At 39.3% G+C, this 19,162-nt stretch carries 14 protein-coding genes; 11 read left to right on the top strand and 3 right to left on the bottom strand.

Features of this window, described 5'->3' with window-relative positions; genetic code table 11:
- The first annotated feature begins 94 nt into the window (after window positions 1-94).
- The 8 genes from pgi to AAEY68_RS16355 all read left to right on the top strand — a co-directional run bounded on the left by pgi (window position 95) and on the right by AAEY68_RS16355 (window position 11,317).
- Window positions 95-1,741, top strand: coding sequence for a glucose-6-phosphate isomerase (gene pgi, locus AAEY68_RS16390; protein ID WP_350586440.1), 1,647 nt, complete (start codon window positions 95-97; stop codon window positions 1,739-1,741).
- Between the two features lie 268 nt (window positions 1,742-2,009).
- On the top strand, window positions 2,010-3,482 hold the full coding sequence (gene zwf, locus AAEY68_RS16385) for a glucose-6-phosphate dehydrogenase (RefSeq protein ID WP_024592368.1): 1,473 nt from the start codon (window positions 2,010-2,012) through the stop codon (window positions 3,480-3,482).
- Window positions 3,483-3,484: 2 nt separating this feature from the next.
- The gene (gene pgl, locus AAEY68_RS16380) at window positions 3,485-4,195 is read left to right on the top strand and encodes a 6-phosphogluconolactonase (RefSeq protein ID WP_024592369.1); all 711 of its coding nucleotides are present in this window, start codon (window positions 3,485-3,487) and stop codon (window positions 4,193-4,195) included.
- A gap of 336 nt (window positions 4,196-4,531) precedes the next feature.
- Entirely contained in the window at window positions 4,532-5,236 is a 705-nt protein-coding gene (locus AAEY68_RS16375; RefSeq protein ID WP_002961447.1) for a SapC family protein, read from the top strand.
- 127 nt (window positions 5,237-5,363) lie between these two features.
- Entirely contained in the window at window positions 5,364-6,395 is a 1,032-nt protein-coding gene (locus AAEY68_RS16370) for an isoaspartyl peptidase/L-asparaginase family protein (RefSeq protein WP_350586439.1), read from the top strand.
- 272 nt (window positions 6,396-6,667) lie between these two features.
- A complete protein-coding gene (hrpA, locus tag AAEY68_RS16365) occupies window positions 6,668-10,555 on the top strand; it encodes an ATP-dependent RNA helicase HrpA (RefSeq protein WP_350586438.1) in 3,888 nt (1,295 codons plus the stop codon).
- 75 nt (window positions 10,556-10,630) lie between these two features.
- Complete coding sequence (locus AAEY68_RS16360; RefSeq protein ID WP_007581064.1) at window positions 10,631-11,011, top strand: response regulator; 381 nt, start codon at window positions 10,631-10,633, stop codon at window positions 11,009-11,011.
- A 9-nt stretch (window positions 11,012-11,020) separates the two neighbouring features.
- Window positions 11,021-11,317 carry a PilZ domain-containing protein gene (locus AAEY68_RS16355; RefSeq protein ID WP_007581065.1) on the top strand — a complete coding sequence of 99 codons (297 nt, stop codon included), beginning with the start codon at window positions 11,021-11,023 and terminating at the stop codon, window positions 11,315-11,317.
- 30 nt (window positions 11,318-11,347) lie between these two features.
- Here the strand turns inward: AAEY68_RS16355 and AAEY68_RS16350 are convergent, their stop codons facing one another.
- Window positions 11,348-12,538, bottom strand: coding sequence for a class I SAM-dependent methyltransferase (locus AAEY68_RS16350; protein WP_007581068.1), 1,191 nt, complete (start codon window positions 12,536-12,538; stop codon window positions 11,348-11,350).
- Window positions 12,539-12,602: 64 nt separating this feature from the next.
- Here AAEY68_RS16350 and AAEY68_RS16345 point away from each other — a divergent pair, with 64 nt between their 5' ends.
- Together AAEY68_RS16345 and AAEY68_RS16340 are read left to right on the top strand one after the other, a co-directional pair.
- On the top strand, window positions 12,603-13,334 hold the full coding sequence (locus AAEY68_RS16345) for an HD domain-containing protein (protein WP_502935711.1): 732 nt from the start codon (window positions 12,603-12,605) through the stop codon (window positions 13,332-13,334).
- Window position 13,335: 1 nt separating this feature from the next.
- Window positions 13,336-13,776: a VOC family protein gene (locus AAEY68_RS16340; protein ID WP_024590998.1), complete on the top strand. Its 441-nt coding sequence runs from the start codon at window positions 13,336-13,338 to the stop codon at window positions 13,774-13,776.
- Here the strand turns inward: AAEY68_RS16340 and AAEY68_RS16335 are convergent.
- Window positions 13,773-14,765 carry a response regulator gene (locus AAEY68_RS16335; RefSeq protein ID WP_007581075.1) on the bottom strand — a complete coding sequence of 331 codons (993 nt, stop codon included), beginning with the start codon at window positions 14,763-14,765 and terminating at the stop codon, window positions 13,773-13,775. The two genes, AAEY68_RS16340 and AAEY68_RS16335, sit on opposite strands and share 4 nt — an antisense overlap.
- A gap of 3 nt (window positions 14,766-14,768) precedes the next feature.
- Window positions 14,769-18,101 carry an MHYT domain-containing protein gene (locus AAEY68_RS16330; protein WP_350586434.1) on the bottom strand — a complete coding sequence of 1,111 codons (3,333 nt, stop codon included), beginning with the start codon at window positions 18,099-18,101 and terminating at the stop codon, window positions 14,769-14,771.
- Between the two features lie 344 nt (window positions 18,102-18,445).
- Between AAEY68_RS16330 and AAEY68_RS16325 the strand changes: the two genes are divergently transcribed.
- The gene (locus AAEY68_RS16325) at window positions 18,446-19,078 is read left to right on the top strand and encodes a M48 family metallopeptidase (protein ID WP_232783805.1); all 633 of its coding nucleotides are present in this window, start codon (window positions 18,446-18,448) and stop codon (window positions 19,076-19,078) included.
- The last annotated feature ends 84 nt before the right edge of the window (window positions 19,079-19,162 follow it).

Genomic DNA, 19,162 nt, shown 5'->3' with positions numbered 1-19,162 from the left:
GCTTTATTTTAGTGTAAATAAACAGTGTTAAGAGTTTTGCTTTTATAAAAAACATTTTTAAATCAATTGATTGAAAAAACTAGAGGATATTTCCATGTCTAACCGAACGCAACTAGCAAGTTGGCAAGCACTAGAACAAAGTGCAGCTAAGATGAAACAAACACATCTGAAAACGTTATTTGCACAAGATGACACGCGCTTTTCTCAGTTTTCGACTCAAGTACCTGGCGTATTATTCGACTATTCTAAGCAACTTATTGATAACGATGTTTTTGCTAACTTAATGTCGCTTGCTAAAGAATGCGATATTGCATCGTGGCGCGATAAAATGTTTAGCGGTGAAAAAATAAATATCACCGAGGATCGCTCAGTACTACATACGGCACTTCGTAATCGTGCTCACACTCCATTAATAGTGGATGGCGAAAACGTAACACAAGCCGTAGACAACGAATTAGCTAAAATTAAAGTGTTTGTAGAAAAAGTTCGTAGCGGTAAATGGTTAGGCTATACCGGTAAAGTGGTAAAAGATGTGGTAAGTATTGGCGTAGGTGGTTCTAACCTTGGCCCACAAATGGCAACCGAGGCATTAAAAGCACTTGCTGATGATACGTTAAATGTTCATTACGTATCTAATGCTGACGGTGTACAAATTTCGTCTATATTAAAAGCCATTGACCCTGAAACAACATTATTTGTTATTTCGTCAAAAACATTTACTACGTCAGAAACTATGACAAACGCAAAAACGGCGGTTGACTGGTTTTTACAAACAACAAAAGATGAAAGTACAATTGCAAAGCATTTTGTTGCAGTAAGTACAAATTTAGAAAAAACGGCAGCCTTTGGTATCAGCGACGAAAACGTATTCACTATGTGGGATTGGGTTGGTGGTCGCTTTTCACTTTGGAGTGCGATAGGCTTACCAATTGCTTTATATTTAGGCTACGACGCCTTTGAAGCAATTTTAGAAGGTGCGTTTGAAATAGACGAGCACTTTAAATCTGCGCCGTTTGAGCAAAATATACCATTAATTATGGCATTGCTTAGTGTATGGAATACGAGCTTTTTAGGTTATACAGCGCAAGCTATATTACCGTACGACCAAGCACTGCATATGTTGCCTGCGTATTTACAGCAAGGCGAAATGGAAAGTAACGGTAAACACGTTAACTTTGCAGGCGAAACGGTACCTTATACTACAGTTCCAATTATTTGGGGCATGACGGGTATTAATGGTCAGCACGCATTTTATCAGTGTTTACACCAAGGTAATGTAATTGTACCTGCAGATTTTATTGCATCAGTTAAACCACAAGTGAATGTTGATAAGCATCACGATATTTTATTATCAAACTTCTTTGCACAAACAGAAGCGATGATGAGTGGTGTAGATGCAGCGCAAGTTACTGCTGATTTAACCGCTAAGGGTAAATCGCAAGCAGAGATTGATGAGTTATTAAATCATAAAATTCATCAAGGCAATCGTCCTACAACGTCTATGCTATTAGATACAGTAGATGCTAAAACAGTGGGCCGTTTAATTGCACTGTATGAGCATAAGATATTTTGCCAAGGCATTATTTTAGAAATATGTTCGTTTGACCAATGGGGTGTAGAACTGGGTAAAGGTTTAGCATCTAAAATTGAGAGTGAACTCACTGATGAAAGCGTTAAACATGCTCATGATAGTTCTACAAACGGCTTAATGGCGTACTACAAACAAAACCGTACGCAGTAAAAAATTCGCTTACGCAAGTAAGTAAACCGAGTACCTTTGAACGGGTAGCGCTGGAGTGCTTAGGGTCTGTATTTTTGTGAGAGGAGATACAGGGCCCCTAAGGCTCATTTAATAAGCGCAATGATAAAAATAATAATAAATCATCGATACAGAACAATTCAGCAGGCTTTTATTTAAATACAGCTATAAAAGCCATCTAATCTAGCAATAAATAGGCATACCCGCACATTTATAAAATGTACTGGGTATCACAACGTAGAGAGTAACTATGCTTAATCCTTTTGATATTATAATTTTTGGGGGCGGTGGTGATCTTGCGTTACGCAAATTGCTACCTGCAATGTACAGAGCATATCAAGAAGGTAACTTACCTGAAGGCTCACGTATCCTACCAACAGTGCGCGAAGAATCGAAACGTGCTGAATACGTAGAAACAGCGCATAAAGCATTACAAGAATTTTTAAGCAAAGGTGAGTTTAACGCTAAAGATTGGAAAGCGTTTTCTACTTTTTTAGTGCCAGTGGTAAGTAATGTTACAGAAGCAGATGACAACTGGGATGTACTAAAAGGCATTTTAGATGAGCACGAAAGCACTAAGTCTCGTGTGTTTTATTTATCGCTTCCGCCTGCTGTTTACGGCACATGTTGTGAAATATTATCGACTAAAGGTTTAATTACACCTACATCACGCGTTGTTGTTGAAAAGCCTATTGGTTATTGCGGTGATTCTGCTGAAGCAATTAATGGAAAAATTGCGGAATTTTTTAATGAAGAGCAAATTTTCCGTATTGACCATTACTTAGGTAAAGAAACAGTACAAAACTTAATGGCGCTACGTTTTTCAAACTCATTGTTTGAAAATATGTGGGATGCTAAATCTATTGATAACATCCAAATTAGCTTATCAGAAACTGTTGGCCTTGAAAGCCGTGCTGGTTTTTACGATAAAGCCGGTGCACTTCGTGACATGGTTCAAAACCATTTATTACAACTGCTTTGTTTAGTTGCAATGGAGTCGCCTAATAAGCTTAACGCTAACAGTATTCGTAACGAAAAATTAAAAGTATTAGAAGCACTTCGCCCACTAGTAGGTGGTGATGTTGATGAAAATATTGTTCGTGGTCAATACGTACCAGGTGACTTAAACGGTAAAATTGTACCGGGTTACTTAGAAGAGCTAAATGAAGGTTCTAGTAAAACAGAAACGTTTGTAGCTATTCGCGCGCATATTGATAACTGGCGCTGGGCGGGTGTTCCATTTTACCTTCGTACGGGTAAACGTATGGCTAAGCGCTGTGCAGAAATTGTGGTTGAATACAAAAAAGTATCTCACAATATCTACGAAGATAACGTGGGTAATATCGAGCCAAATCGTCTTGTTATTCGTTTGCAGCCAGAGGAAACGATTCAACTAACGCTTATGTCTAAGCGTCTTGATAACCTTCAAATGCAACTTGAACCAGTAACAATGAATATTGAGCTTTCACAAGCTTACAGCAATGGTTTTCACTCAGATGCGTACAAGCGTTTAATGCTTGATGCCGCTGCAAATAACCCATCATTATTTATTCACCGTGATGAAGTTCGTCAAGCGTGGAAATGGATTGATCCAATCATTGACCGTTGGCAAGACAAAGGCAAGCCTGCGCTTTACCGTGCTGGTAGCTGGGGTCCTGAGGATGCTGATGAACTATTGGCAGAAAAAAGCCACGTGTGGTTTAACACAGGCGATAAGGTATAAGCATGGCAACACTAGTTGAAAAATTTTTTGACGATAAAGACGCGTTAACAGCTGAGCTTTCTGCAACGCTTGAGCAATCACTACGTGATGGTATTAAAAACGATGGCCGTGCTGTATTAATGGTGTCGGGTGGCTCGTCTCCTGCGCCAGCTTATAAGCATTTATCAACGCTTGATTTAGATTGGCAACATGTTGATGTTGCTATGGTTGATGAACGCTGGGTAGACCCAAGCCATGAAAAAAGTAACGAAGCATTTATTAAAAGCACGTTATTACAAAATTTTGGCAGTGCTGCAAACTTTATAACCATGAAAAACGATGCTCCAACCGCGCAGCAAGGCAGTGAAGTGTGTGAAGCCGCTTACAGTGCTTTAAAAGCGCCATACGATGTAACTATTCTAGGCATGGGCCCAGATGGTCATACAGCGTCGTTATTCCCAAATGCAGAAGGTTTAGAGCACGGTTTAACAACTGAGCAAACAGTATGTGCAATTAATGCGATACAAAGTGATGTGACGGGTAGTATTACTGAGCGCATGACACTTACGTTAAATGCCATTGCGCAATCTAAAGTAGTTAAGCTTTTAATTAGCGGTGAAGAAAAACTCGCTGTTTATAAGCAAGCAAAAGCGGGCGGCGATGTTAATGACATGCCACTTCGCGCTGTGCTTAATCACCCAAGTATAAATATTGAAGTATATTGGGCGCCTTAATTTAGGTGCTAATTTAACTTTTAAAGGCCGCTTATATAAGCGGCCTTTTTTATTTGCTCAAATTTAAGCCTAAACACTGCAAAAAAACAGTCCTGAACTGTTAACCAATGTTAATGAATAACTTTGGTTTGTATTAAAATCAACCACGAAGTGTGTTGTTTTTGAACAAAAATTATGAGTTTGAGCTGTATGTTTTTTAGCAACGTTCAGATTTAGTTAAATTTTATTTTTTCATGGTCGTTGTCATAAAAGTTTCCCTTCCTTTTTTAGCTCAAAAGCATTAGCCTAAAGGTATTAACAATGAAACATATAAATTAAAATAAACGGAGCAGTAAAATGGCGGAGCAACAAGTACAGCCTTTACACAACGAAAAACATGCCAACACTAAAATTCAAAACGGCATCAATGTAGAATTCATGAAAACTCAACATTTAGTGCCAGTAGTTGCACATGAGTTTGCACGCGTAGCAAACGAGTTTCCAATGTCATTCGTTAAAAACAACGAAAGCGGCACTTTTCAAGCTGTTGCTATGTTTGGCTTAGAGCCAGGCGAAAACCTTTTTGTAGAAGATGGTAAATGGACTGCAGCATTTGCACCTATGGCATCTACTCGTTACCCACTGGGCTTAGTTAAACACCCAGATCAAGATCAATACGGTATCGTAATTGACGAAGCAAGTGCGCTTGTTGGTGAAGACGAAGGTAATGCATTATTTGAAAACGGCGAAGAAACAGATTACCTAAAACGTCGTAAAGAAGCGCTTGTATCTTTCATTGAGTTTTCTCAAGTAACTGAAGCGTTCACTAAATTCCTTGCTGATAAAGAGCTACTAATTGCGCAAACGCTAACAGTAGACATTAAAGGCGAGAAAAAAGACATCAACGGTATTTACCTTATCGATGAGAAAAAGCTAAACGAGTTAAGCGATGCTGATTTCTTAGAGCTTCGTAAACGTGGTTACTTAGCACCAATTTATTCTTTCTTAACGTCTACTCATCAAGTAGCACGTTTAGCGCGTTTAAAAGCTAAACAAGCTTAATTACAAACACGTAAAATTTTAAAAAGCGCCTTAAGGCGCTTTTTTTATGCCATTAAACTCACTTTAGTTGAAATTAAGCCCGCAACCATTCACATTAGTTTATAACTTTCCCATAAAAGAACTCATTATGAAAACACCCTTATTAGCAATTTTTGCGAGCAGCCTTTTTGCTTTAAGTAATAGCGTATTCGCTGCAGAGACTCCTTTTGCCATTGCGATTCATGGTGGGGCAGGGACAATAGAAAAAGCACGATTTACACCCGCTCAAGAAAAGCTGTACCGCGCTAAATTAACAGAGGCCGTAGAGACAGGTTATAAAGTATTGCACCAAGGCGGTGAAAGTTTAGATGCGGTAACTGCGGCAATTACAGTATTAGAGCAATCGCCTTATTTTAATGCAGGGCGTGGAGCGGTATACACTTACGATGGCGGGCATGAGCTTGATGCATCCATAATGGATGGTCGAAACCGTGAAGCAGGCGCAGTTGCGGGTGTAAAGCATATTGAGAGCCCGATTAAATTAGCGCGTTTGGTCATGGATAACTCTGTACACGTAATGCTTAGTGGGCAAGGCGCTGAGGAGTTTGCTAAAGAGCAAGGTGTTGAACTTGTCGAAAATAACTTATTTGATACCGAGCCTCGTTACAAAGCGCTTTTAAAAGCAAAACAAAAATTAGATAAAGCCAAAGCAACCAGTAAAAAGTACCAAGCTGCGCACAAAGCATTGCCTAACTCTTACAAAATGGGCACGGTTGGCGCAGTGGCGCTTGATAAAAACGGTAATTTAGCGGCAGGTACATCCACAGGAGGTATGACGGCAAAACGTTATGGCCGTGTAGGTGACGCGCCGGTAATTGGTGCTGGGACATTTGCTGAAAACGAATCGTGCGCAGTATCGGCAACAGGGCACGGTGAATATTTTATTCGCTATAACGTAGCGAGCGATATATGTGCGCGTGTTAAGTATCAAGGTAAAACCATAGCTGAAGCTGGAGATGAAGTTATAAACGGTGTGCTTAAGCCAATTGGCGGCACTGGCGGCGTTATTATTATTGATACTAAGGGGAATATTAGCTTGCCGTTTAATACCTCTGGCATGTATCGGGCAAGTAAATCGAATACGCAAGCGACCTACGTGGGCATTTTTAACGACGAATAAGCCAAAGTAATTTAATTAACCTCAACTCTGGTTAAGAGATTTACTAACTTATTGAACCACAATGATATTTAAATTCATTTTTTGCTAGCCAGTTATTTTCAGCGCAGTTAGCGCTGAAAATAACCGCTTGAGATAGATTTATTATTCGCAGTTTGGGTGAATCGCAGCGTTTATATAACAAACAACCCCGTGTTATGCATTTTGTAGGATTAACCCCGGCCGTTTAATTTGATACAATTATGGCTCTTTAACTAATTTTGTAAGGTATGCGGGTGGTAAACCTAGGTCAGTTGTTTGGCGAGCTAAAAACGTGCTTGAAAAAAGATCAATTCATTTTCAAAAAACGCTTACATGGCGTAAAAAAAATAACAGATGAAAACAAGCATGCCAACGCGCTTGAAAAAATAGCGGCTGATATAACCCGTAGCCAAGAATTACGTGATAAACGCTTAGCGGGCCTTCCTAAAGTGACTTACCCTGAGCAATTGCCAGTAAGTCAAAAAAAGGAAACAATTAAAGACGCCATTGCAAATAACCAAGTGGTAATTATTGCCGGTGAGACGGGCTCAGGTAAAACAACTCAAATACCTAAAATGTGTTTAGAGCTTGGTCGTGGTGTTGATGGCTTAATAGGCCATACTCAACCACGCCGATTAGCAGCGCGAACGGTGGCTAACCGTATTGCTGAAGAAATGAAGTGCGAACTTGGTCAGCAAGTCGGTTTTAAAATTCGTTTTAGCGATCAGGTTTCTAATAATACATACGTTAAACTAATGACTGACGGTATTTTACTGGCAGAAATTCAGCAAGACCGTTTTTTAAACCAATACGACACCATAATTATAGATGAAGCGCACGAGCGTAGTTTAAACATCGACTTTATTTTAGGTTACTTAAAAAACCTACTTCCAAAACGTCCCGATTTAAAAATAATAATTACGTCTGCAACCATCGATCCTGAGCGCTTTTCAAAGCATTTTGATGATGCGCCCATTATAGAAGTATCGGGTCGTACTTTCCCTGTTGATGTGCGTTACAACCCAACGGCCGATATTAATAAAGAAGATATGGAAGCCGAGGGCGATCAGCTACAAGGTATTTTTGATGCTGTTGACGAACTGTGCGCGGAAGGTCCTGGTGACATACTGATATTTTTAAACGGTGAGCGTGAAATACGCGATACCGCTGATGCACTTAGCAAGCGTAATTTAAAACACACAGATGTATTGCCACTTTACTCGCGCTTATCTAACGCAGAGCAAAACCGTATATTTGCGCCACATTCTCGTCGTCATATTATTTTATCGACCAACGTAGCCGAAACGTCACTAACTGTGCCGGGTATTCGTTATGTCATAGATCCAGGTACTGCGCGTATAAGCCGCTACAGTTATCGTACAAAAGTTCAGCGCCTGCCAATAGAACCTATATCGCAAGCAAGTGCTAATCAGCGTATGGGTCGTTGTGGACGTGTTGAAGCGGGTATTTGTATACGCTTGTACTCTGAGGATGATTTTTTATCGCGCCCAGAGTTTACCGACCCTGAAATACTGCGTACTAATCTTGCCTCAGTTATTTTGCAAATGTTGGCACTCGGGCTTGGTGATATGGCGCAATTTCCGTTTGTGCAAGCACCAGATAGCCGTAATATAAGTGATGGTTTGTCGTTATTAGAAGAACTACAAGCAGTAAAACCAGACAAACGTGATAGTAAAACGAGTTTAACCGCTTCAGGTAGAGAACTCAGCCGATTACCGGTAGACCCTCGTTTAGCTAAAATGGTGCTCACAGCTCACAAACTTGGCGCATTGCGTGAAGTGATTGTTATTGTGGCGGCGCTGTCGATTCAAGATCCACGCGAACGCCCGCAAGAAAAACGTGCTGCAGCCAATGAAAAACACGGTCGCTTTGACGACCCAGATTCAGACTTTATCGCTTTTTTGAACTTATGGAATTACTTAGAAGAGCAGCAAAGCGATCTGACTAACGGCCAGTTTAGAAAGCTGTGTCAAAAAGATTTCCTAGCCTATATGCGTCTGCGTGAGTGGCAAGATATTGTTTATCAAATAAGTACTGTGTGTAACGAAATGGGTATGAAAGCAACCAGCCAAGCGGCTGATGGCGAACTTGTTCATAAAGCGCTACTAAGCGGAATGCTGAGCCATATTGGCTTTAAAGATGAGAAGCAAATATACAAAGGTGCACGTAATAGTCAGTTTCATATTTTTCCGGGTTCAGGTTTATTTAAAAAGAGTCCTAAATGGATCATGTCAGCGGAGCTGGTAGAAACCAGTAAATTATATGCCCGCACAAATGCAAAAATAGACATTAACTGGGTAGAACCATTAGCGCAGCATTTAGTAAAACGTAGCTATACAGAGCCACATTGGGAGAAAAAGCCAGGTGCGGTAATCGCGTTTGAGCAGCAAACTTTGTACGGCCTACTTGTTGTAAATAAACGCCGCTGTGTTTATAGCAATATTGACCCTAAAGTGAGTCGAGAGCTTTTTGTACGCACCGCATTAGTTGAGCAAGAGCTGGGCTTAAATGAGAGCTTTTTAGCGTTTAACCGTGAGCTAATAGAAGATATTCAAGTACTGGAAAATAAGTCGCGTCGTCGTGATATTTTAGTTGATGAGCAAACGTTATTTGAGTTTTACGATAAAAAAATACCCAAAGAAATTAATAACCGCGCTGCATTTTTAAAATGGTATAAAACACAAAAACAACAAAATAAGCATTACTTACACATGACTCGTGAAGAGCTAATGCAGCATGGTGCAAGTAATATCACTGAGTTTGACTACCCTGACACATGGCAGCAAGACAATATTATACTGCCGCTTGCTTATCATTTTGACCCAGGCCAAGCAGTTGATGGCGTTGCGGTACAAATACCGGTAGCGCTGTTGAATCAAGTACAAGAGAGTGGTTTTGACTGGCATATACCTGCATTTAGACATGAGCTAATAAGTGGGCTTATAAAGTCATTACCTAAATCGCTTCGCCGTAATTTTGTGCCAGCACCAAATTATGCAGATGCAGTACTTGCAGCTATTGAGCCAATGCAAGGTAGCTTAATTGATGCTTTAGCTACGCGCTTATTAAGAATGACAGGTGTGAGAGTTGATATGGAGGCGTGGGATTTAACCGCGCTTGCACCGCATTTACGATTACAGTTTGAAGTACGTGATGAACACGATAAGTTACTTGCTCGTGGACTTGATTTAGCCAAACTTAAAGCAGAGCTGCAAGGTGAAGTAACCGAAACACTGTCTAAAGTAGCCGATAAAGGCATTGAAAAATCAGACCTAACACAATGGGATTTTGGTGAGCTGCCAGCGTCATATGTTAAAAAACAAGGTCAATACGAAATAAAAGCATACCCTGCGCTGGTGGATAAAAAATCAGCCGCTGCAGTGGAGCTTTTTGATAGTGAAGCAAAAGCGCAGCAAGCGCATCAACAAGGTTTGCGCCGTTTAGTATTGTTAAATGTGCCGTCGCCAATTAAGTACTTACAACAAAACTTACCGAATAAGGCAAAGCTGGGTTTGTACTTTAACCCATTTGGTAAAATAGCTGATTTAATTGATGACTGTATCGCCGCAGGTGTTGATAGCTTATTAGTGAAACACGGCGATATACGCGATGAAAAAGCATTTGAAACAGTAAAAGAGCAAATACGAGGTGAGCTCGGTGATGCCGTTGTATCGATTGCAACGCAAGTTGAGCAAGTATTAAGTATTGCGCACGCACTGCATAAAAAAATGAAAGGGCGCGTTGATTTAACCATGATAACCGCGCATGGCGATATAAAATCACAGCTTGAGTCACTTATATTTAAAGGTTTTGTGAGCGCGCATGGCGCAGATAAAATAACGGATTTAATTCGTTATTTAAAAGCGATTCAAAAACGTTTAGAGAAGCTGCCTGTGGATCCAAATCGTGATAGGTTATGCGTACTAGAGCTGGATAAAGTTGCTCAAGAGTACAAAAAAGTAGTTAATAAAACGCCTAAAGGGTTGCCTATTCCACAAGAAGTAACCGCTATTTTTTGGATGCAACAAGAGCTTAGAGTGTCGCTATTTGCTCAAACGCTTGGAACTCCTTACCCAATTTCGGCTAAGCGAGTACTTAATGCGATAAAAGAGATAGAATAAAACTTGCATTTTCTATTAAGCTTAGTACCTTAATAGGAGGATTTATTTTTGTTTTGAAAAGGAAGTGACATAGTTATGTCCTCATCGATTGAACATAAAACAAAGCGACTTTTAGTGGTAGACGACGAGTATTTTAATTTTGAAATGCTCAAAGCAGCACTCGCGTCGAAATTTGATGTTAGTTATGCAGATTCAGGGCAAAGCTGTCTTGCATCGGCAATTGCGAGTCCGCCAGATATAATTTTGCTTGATGTTTGTATGCCTGGTCTTGATGGTTATGATACATGCCGAATGCTAAAACACACACCTGAAACAAAAAATATTCCTGTTGTTATGGTATCGGGCCTAGAGTCTCCATCTGAAAAACAAGCAGGGTTTGACGCTGGTTGTAACGCATATGTTGTAAAGCCATTTTCAGTGGGTGCTTTGTTGGAAGAAATTAACACGGTTTTTTAGAGGTAACGTATGTTTACTGATGATAAGCGAAATTTTAGACGCATGCAGATCAATACACCTGCAAATTTAACAACGATAGAACCAATAGCGGGTTTAAGTTTTGCCGCAGAGTGCGTGGATTTAAGTGCAACAGGTTTATCAATTCATTTAGATGAATTACTTGAACCTAATACATTACTGACGGTGAACATTGATTCGACTCACCCAAGTATTGCGCCTTTAAATGCAACAGCAAAAGTAATACGTGCCAGCAAAGAAGATGATGGCACGGTAACAGCAGGTCTTGAAATCATTCAGTTTAACTAACTTGAATCCAGTTAAACTCAATAGTAGATATTAAAAAACCTTACAGATTAAGCCTTTTAAATAAAAGCCTTCAGGGTAGCTGCCAGCAATTGGGTGATCAGCTGCCTGGTTTAATCGCTCCATTATAAGTAGGTCTTTACCTGCATCAAGTGCTGCATCGGCTACTACTTTTTGAAATAAGTTTTGCTCCATTAAACCAGAGCATGAGAATGTTAGTAATGTTCCACCTGGTTTTAGTATTTGCATGGCAATCATGTTGATATCTTTGTAACCACGACACGCACCGGTTAGCTGCGCTTTATTATCAGCAAACTTTGGTGGGTCCATTACGATGGTATCAAACTGTCTACCTTCGTCGCGGTATTGGCGTAGTAACTTAAATACGTCCTGCTTAACAAAACTTACTTTATTTAAATCTAAGTTATTATGTTCAACATTACGTTTTGCTGTATCTAAAGCGGGTTGAGATACGTCTACGTTAGTTACATGCTCACATCCACCACGCAGGGCGTACAACGAAAATGTACCTGTATAACTAAAACAGTTAAGTACCGTTTTACCCTTTGAGAAGCGCTCAAGTGCGGCGCGGCTATCGCGTTGGTCTAAATAAAAGCCCGTTTTATGTCCATCAATTATATCGACTTCAATTTTAAAACCGTTTTCCTCAATAAGTACCGGCTGTGTTGGTTCATTACCCCAAAGAGCGCCTTTTATTGGCTCTAAGCCTTCTTTAGTGCGTACTTCTACGTCTGAGCGCTCGTATATGCTAGAGCCTGGGAAAATAGACATCAACGCGCCAACAATCTCGCCTTTATGACGCTCGGCACCCGCACTTAGTAGCTGACACACTAACACGTTATCAAACTTATCGATTGTAACGCCTGGTAAGTAATCAGACTCCGCAGCACATAATCTAAAGCCTGTGAGCCCGCCTTCTTCAATTACTTGGCTACGTGCTTCTAATGAGCGGCGTAAACGGCGTTCAAAAAAGTTTTGATCGATTACTTCTTTTTCGTCAAAGCTCCAAACACGTGCGCGAATTTGTGAGTGAGGGCTGTAAGCAGCAGTTGCTAAAAACTTACCTTCGCTATCGTGAATCGTTACTGTGTCGCCTAATCCAGGTTTACCTTTAATTTTTTTGATGGCTTTTGAAAATAACCAAGGGTGTTTTCTTTTTAATGATTTATCGCGACCAGCTTGTAGGTAAACGGCAGATGACATAAGGCTTCTCAGTAGTAATAAATAAGCGCTGTATTTTAGTCAAGCAAGGAGCAACATACAATGAATGTTTTGCAAGGTGGGCATAAAGCACGGTAAAGTACGGATAATTTATCGATTCATTAGCTTTTGGAACCTAATAGTGCCTGACGCCGTTTTAAGCCCCGATTTAAAAATACTTAATTCACAATGTAGAGAATTTATAACCTCTTTAGTGCATGCCGATGTAGCTCACGATATTACTCATATAGAGCGAGTGGTGCGCGTTGCAATACAGTTATGTAATGCGGAGCAGGCAAACATGTCAGTAGTACTCCCTGCAGCGTGGATGCATGACTGTGTGGCGGTGGCTAAAAATCATCCTGATCGTGCAAAAGCCTCTACTATGGCAGCCGATAAGGCATTGGAATTTTTAAAATCTATTAATTATGACGAGTCACTTTTTGATGAGATTCATCATGCTATTGCGGCGCATAGCTTCAGCGCAAATATAAAAATTAAAACAGTTGAGGCGCAAATAGTACAAGATGCTGACAGAATGGATGCATTGGGCGCTATTGGGGTGAGTCGCTGTATGAAAGTAGGCGGATCAATTTCTCGGCTATTGTATAACCCAGAAGACCCTTTTTGTGTTGAACGCGAGGCTGATGATAAAACATACACGCTTGATCACTTCTTCATAAAGTTATTACATATTGCCGATAGCATGAATACGCCATCTGCTAAAGCAGAAGCGAATAGGCGTACAATGTACATGCATGAATTTTTAGAGCAATTAAAGTCAGAAATAGGTGAGTAACGTGAATAATACAAGCATACCTAAATTATCTGGGATTGATCATTGCCATTTAAATGTTGATAACTTGGTTGATGCCGTTAAGTGGTATGAGCGTGTTTTAGGTTTTAGTGTAGTACCCGAGCTTGCCTTTTGGGATGAGGACGGACGCGGCCCTTTAACACTTGAAGATACTAGTTCAACAACTCGTTTAGCACTTTTTGAAGGTGAGGGGCGTAGTAAAGGGATTGCATTTTTGGCCTCAGGGGATCAATTTATTCAATGGCGTAATCATCTTGAGGGTTTAAACATAAAAGCAGTGCTAGCAGATCATGGTGTAACGTTTTCTATGTACTTTAAAGATGAAAGCGGTAATAGCCATGAAATTACCTCACATGACTATCGTTATATAAAGTCTTACTACCCAAATGTTGAGCTTGGCTCTCACAGCGCTAAAAAGAATTAGCTTTCTTGATTTGAATTTTTTATAGCAAGAATATCGTCTAATTTTTTCACAAATAGTTCGATTAGAGCGGGATCAAAATGAGCTCCTGCTTGCTCTTGCATATGCAAAACTGTTTTCTCTACACTCCATGCCTCTTTATAAGGGCGTTTTGAAGTCAGAGCATCAAAAACGTCAGCAACGGCAACAATTCTACCTTCAATTGATATTTCTTCGCCTTTGATCCCGTTAGGATAGCCTGAACCATCCCATTTTTCGTGGTGTTCAATAGCAAGTTTATGAGCGAGTTGTAATAATGGCGATGAAGAATTTGCTAATATTTGTGCACCAATTATGGCGTGTTTCTTCATATGTTCAAACTCTTCAGAAGTTAACTTTCCTGGCTTGAGTAAGATAGCATCAGGGATACCTATTTTCCCAACATCGTGCATTGGGGCGGCTTGGCGTAAAAGCTCTGCACTTTGCTCATCCATACCTAGCGCTAATGCTAATACTTTGCTGTATTGGCTCATACGCACTATATGTTCGCCAGTGTCAGTATCTTTATATTCAGCAGCACGGCCTAGACGTTGTACTAAATCTACATGTGCTTGTTTTAATTGCTCAGCTTGCACTAGCGACAAGTGAGTTTTGACTCTAGCTCTTACAATAGCAGGGCTTATTGGCTTGGTAATATAATCTACGGCACCAAGTTCAAAACCTTTAAATTCATCATTTTCGTCCCCCAAAGCTGTCACAAAAATAATGGGGATATGAGACGTTTTAGGATTGTTTTTTACCCGCTGGCAGACTTCAAACCCATTCATATCTGGCATCATTATGTCGAGCAAGATTAGCTTTGGTAGTTCTTTTTCAAGTAGTGCCAATGCGGCATCACCCGATTTAGCAAACGACATACGATATTGATTACCTAACACTTCGCGCATTACTTTTAGATTTGCAGGCTCATCGTCAACAATTAATACTCGTGGCCTATCTGTTGTAAAATCCATTAATTAATACTCATTGTTTGTTGGTTTTTCAAGTAAGGTTTCTAGTATTACGTGTGCTTTATCAAAATCAAATTCATCAAAGGCCTCGGCTATAGCATCAACATCATCTTGACAGTTAGCAGGTGCGCCGCGTTGCAGCTTTGCTAATAGCTCATCATTTAGCTCTGCGTTTTGTGCATCTTGATAAAGCGTCTTACACAGTGACTTAATTTCATCAATTGATAGCGTGTCAGAACTATTATCTTCAGGCTTACTACTTGGCTTATCGCAAGTATTAGATGATAGCAATTGTGAGATGACAAGTAGCTCGTTTTTTATATCGTCTAAAGTACTAATAACTTTAGCGTCACTTTGTTTTTGCTCTAAATCGGTTAATAACTTCATTAATGTTATTAGGCCTAAGTTACCAGCAACACCTTTAAGTGTGTGAATGGTGCTATCGACACCTTTTATATTTGATAATTTATCACTGAATAATGTTTCGAACCGTTTATTACTGTCACTAATAAATTTAGTAATCTCTGTAAGTTGTTTACACTTAGAACCCCAAAGGGCTAACCCTTTTTCAAAATCTATATGCTGCGCTTTAGGATCGCTTTGCGATATAACCATTTCTTTTGCAATACCAAGACCAAGCACTTGTGCTATTTCTTGGTTTAGCTGATTTATATCGACGGGTTTATTTGCAAAGCCATTCATGCCTGCTTTTTTAGCCGTAAGCTTATCTTGTTGTAATACACTGGCTGTGAGCGCGATAATTGGCGTGTATTTAATTTGTCTTTGATTTTCTATTGCTCTTATTTTTTGTGTTGCCTCTATGCCATCACACAATGGCATATGTATATCCATTAAAATGACATCAAAGTCTTGTTCTTCAAATACTTTAATCGCTTCAAGTCCGTTAGATGCCTTGGTAACTGCATGTTGATCGCGTGACAGGAGTAAAGAAAGTAGTTCTGTATTTTGCTCGATATCGTCAACCACTAACACCCTAAGTGCAGGCAGTTGTGTGTGTAGACCATCAAAATGATCTATTTTAGTTTCGTCACCTAAAGTAAGCGGCAATGAAAAGTAAAAGCAGGTGCCTTTACCTAGTTCACTTACTAAGTTTATTGTTCCGCCCATAAGCTCTACAAGTTGTTTGCTTATGGTAGTACCAAGACCTGTACCACCAAAACGGCGAGTAGTAGTACCATCGGCTTGTTCGAAAGGTTGAAACACTGCTTGAATACGATCTTTTGCAATACCAATACCGGTATCTTGCACTTCAAAAAACAGATGCTGATTTTGTGTTATAGCAACAGTTACGGTAACAGAGCCTTTTTCGGTAAACTTAATAGCATTACCAATTAAATTAGTAAGTACTTGCCTGAGTCGATCTGGGTCACCGTAATAAGTAGCACTTACCGATTCTTTAATATGAAGTTTAAGTTCTAAATCTTTCTTTTTAGCTTCTAGCCAAAAAGTAGAAATAATACTGTCTATTACTGGCTTTAAACTAAAGTGTATTGGCTCAATAGTGAGCTTACCGCGCTCTAGTTTTGCGGAATCGAGAATTTCATTTAATAATCTAAGTAATGAACGCGCTGCATTATTTACGGTCACTAAATGTTTTTGTTGTTCTTGATCAAGTGGAGTGTCCATTAATAGATCGCTAAAACCTATTATAGAATTCATTGGGGTGCGTATTTCATGGCTCATATTAGCCATAAAAGATTGCTTTGCATAAGCAGCTTCTTCAGCTTTAAATTTAGCTTGCTCTAGTTTTTCTTCATATTCTTTGCGTTCTGTAATATCAACTAAAACACCATCAATCCACTTTGCTTGGCCTTGGGTATCAAAGTCGATGCTGCCTTTATCTAAAAGCCATAAGATTTTACCGCTTCTGTGGCGAATTCTGTATTCGATTGAATACTGACGTTTCTCTTCTACGGCTTTTGTGACGGCATCTACAATAGGTTGCTGGTCTGATTTTAAAACTAGATCGTTAAATTCAATGCAATGTTCAGTAAATTCATTAGGGTTATAACCCGTTAACTCGTTGATGCTCGGGCTGATAAAAAGCATGGTCCAGTTATCATCAAATTTACACCTAAAAGCCACACCTGGCATGTTATCCATTAAAGAGCGGTATTTTTGCTCTTTTTCTTCAAGGCTTTTTTGTAAAGCTCGTTGCTCTGATAAGTCGGTTATGAAGCCTACGTATAGAGGATTTTGCCCTGGCTGATTAACTTCTCCAATCCCCAAACGAATCGGGAATAAGTGGCCATTTTTATGCTTTGCAAAAATTTCACGGTTAACACCGATTACTTTACCTAAATCAATATTTTTAGCTTTAGAAAGGTAGCTATCGTGATGCATCGCGATAGCATCATCCATTAGCATTTTAATATTATGATTTTGTACTTCATTTTCGTGCCAGCCAAAAATTTTACTGGCTGATTCGTTAAAGCTCAAAATAATGCCGGTGTGATCAATCGTCACGATTCCATCAATGGCTGTGCCTAAAATTGCGTTTAAGCGAGACTCATCGGCTGACTTTTCTTCAAGTAACATTTTATATCTGACCATGCCATTAAGTACCGCTACTACGCTTGTAATGGCAATCGTTGCAGTTGCAACCGCGATGGCTACAAAAGTGAGCCCAGCAGAAGCATTTGCGTCGTCATATAAAAGAGGAGATGTTGCAACAAAGCGTGTAGATGCCATGCCCATATAATGCATAGCAGCAACAGCAAAGCCTAATATTATAGCGCTGATGGCTCTATTTTGTAGGTATGATAGTTTTGGAAAAAATTTTTCAAGATTAAAGCGGCTATATAACGCTATAAACGAAAGAGCGACGGCAACTAAAATTGAAAGGCCAAAGGTCAGTGGGTCATAGCGCAACATTGGGGAAAGCTCCATTGCAGCCATTCCGCTGTAATGCATTGTACCAATACCAGCCCCTAGTAAGATGGAGCAAATGCTGAGCACTCTAAAGTTTCCATCACTATTTACAAGTATTGATACCGCATACTGACATGCTAATAAAGCAGGAAGAAAAGAGAGTAGTGTGATTGTTGGATCGTAGCTTATATTAGTACATAGCGAAAAAGCTAACATACCTATAAAGTGCATACTCCAAATACCAGAAGAAAATACAGTTGCTGCGGTTATATTTGCTAAACGTTGATAACGAGGGAATTTAGTCTCTTTTGCTAAATCAATGAGCTTAGTAGTAAAAAAAGCAGCAAAAATGGCTATTAATACAGACATTGAGACTAGAAGAGGGTCGTAAACCCCATTAAGTATTAGGCTTGGATCTTGGTCTGTAATGAAGAAAGCTGATAGCATAACGGCTCGAAATATAATCTTTATTTTACAAGTTTAATCTAATTCACTAATAAATGAACCGTTATTTCTAATCGCGCTATAAAGTGACGAATTTTAAGCAAGTTTATTTATTGTTTTGTTATTGAAGTAAATAAAGTGATTTAACTTTCAATTCAAATAAAACAGACGGCTCAATCTATAGCTTATTATAATAAAGCGGATTAGGAGTTAAGTGCGACTTTATGCTTAAGAGTTTAAAATTGATGGTAATATGGATTATATAAACGGATGCAATATTTAGAGTTTAAGTCGTGTTTGAATATCAACTAAAAAAGAGTGCTAGACGCAAAACAGTCGCAATAAAAGTGCATAGTCAAAAGGTAACTGTGTATGCGCCACATTTTGTCGCAAAAAAACACATTGATACTTGGTTATTTGACAAACAAGAGTGGGTTGCAGAACAATTAAAAAAACAATCGTCAATTGATGACACTAAGCAGTACCCTTTTGAATCTAAAAAAATAAGTGTTTTTTCAGAAACTATTTATTTGAAATTGGACTCAGGCCAAGATTCCAAAGTAACCCCGTATGATGACCACTTACTTATTACAATATCTCCTCGAGTTAAAAACACTAATCAAAAGTATCGACAGCTATTAGAGACTTATTTAAAAGAGCAGCTTATTGCTTACATAGAAATGCGTTTAGCGTATTTCTGTACTCAAATGGGTGAAGAGTTGCCAAATGATTTAAAAATAGGTGTTTATAAACGAAAGTGGGGGAGTTGTAATAGCAAGCGAGAACTCACTTTTAATTTACATCTTATAGGTGCTCCTTACCACGCTATAGATTATGTGATTGTTCATGAGCTTGCCCATTTAAAGTATTTAAATCATAGCAAAGCTTTTTGGCAGCGAGTAGAGGCGTTTTTCCCCGATTACAAAACATCATCTAATTGGTTAAAACAAAATGGTATGAGTTTACAGTGGGTGTTTTGATGTTACTGAATATAGGAATATAGGAATATAGGAATATAGGAATATAGGAATATAGGAATATAGGAATATAGGAATATAGGAATA

Origin of the sequence: Pseudoalteromonas sp. RB2-MNA-CIBAN-0110, from assembly GCF_040309305.1 — a bacterium.
Classification (GTDB): domain Bacteria; phylum Pseudomonadota; class Gammaproteobacteria; order Enterobacterales; family Alteromonadaceae; genus Pseudoalteromonas; species Pseudoalteromonas arctica.
The sequence above is the reverse complement of the archived record's forward strand: the minus strand, read 5'-3'. Positions and strand labels throughout refer to the sequence as shown.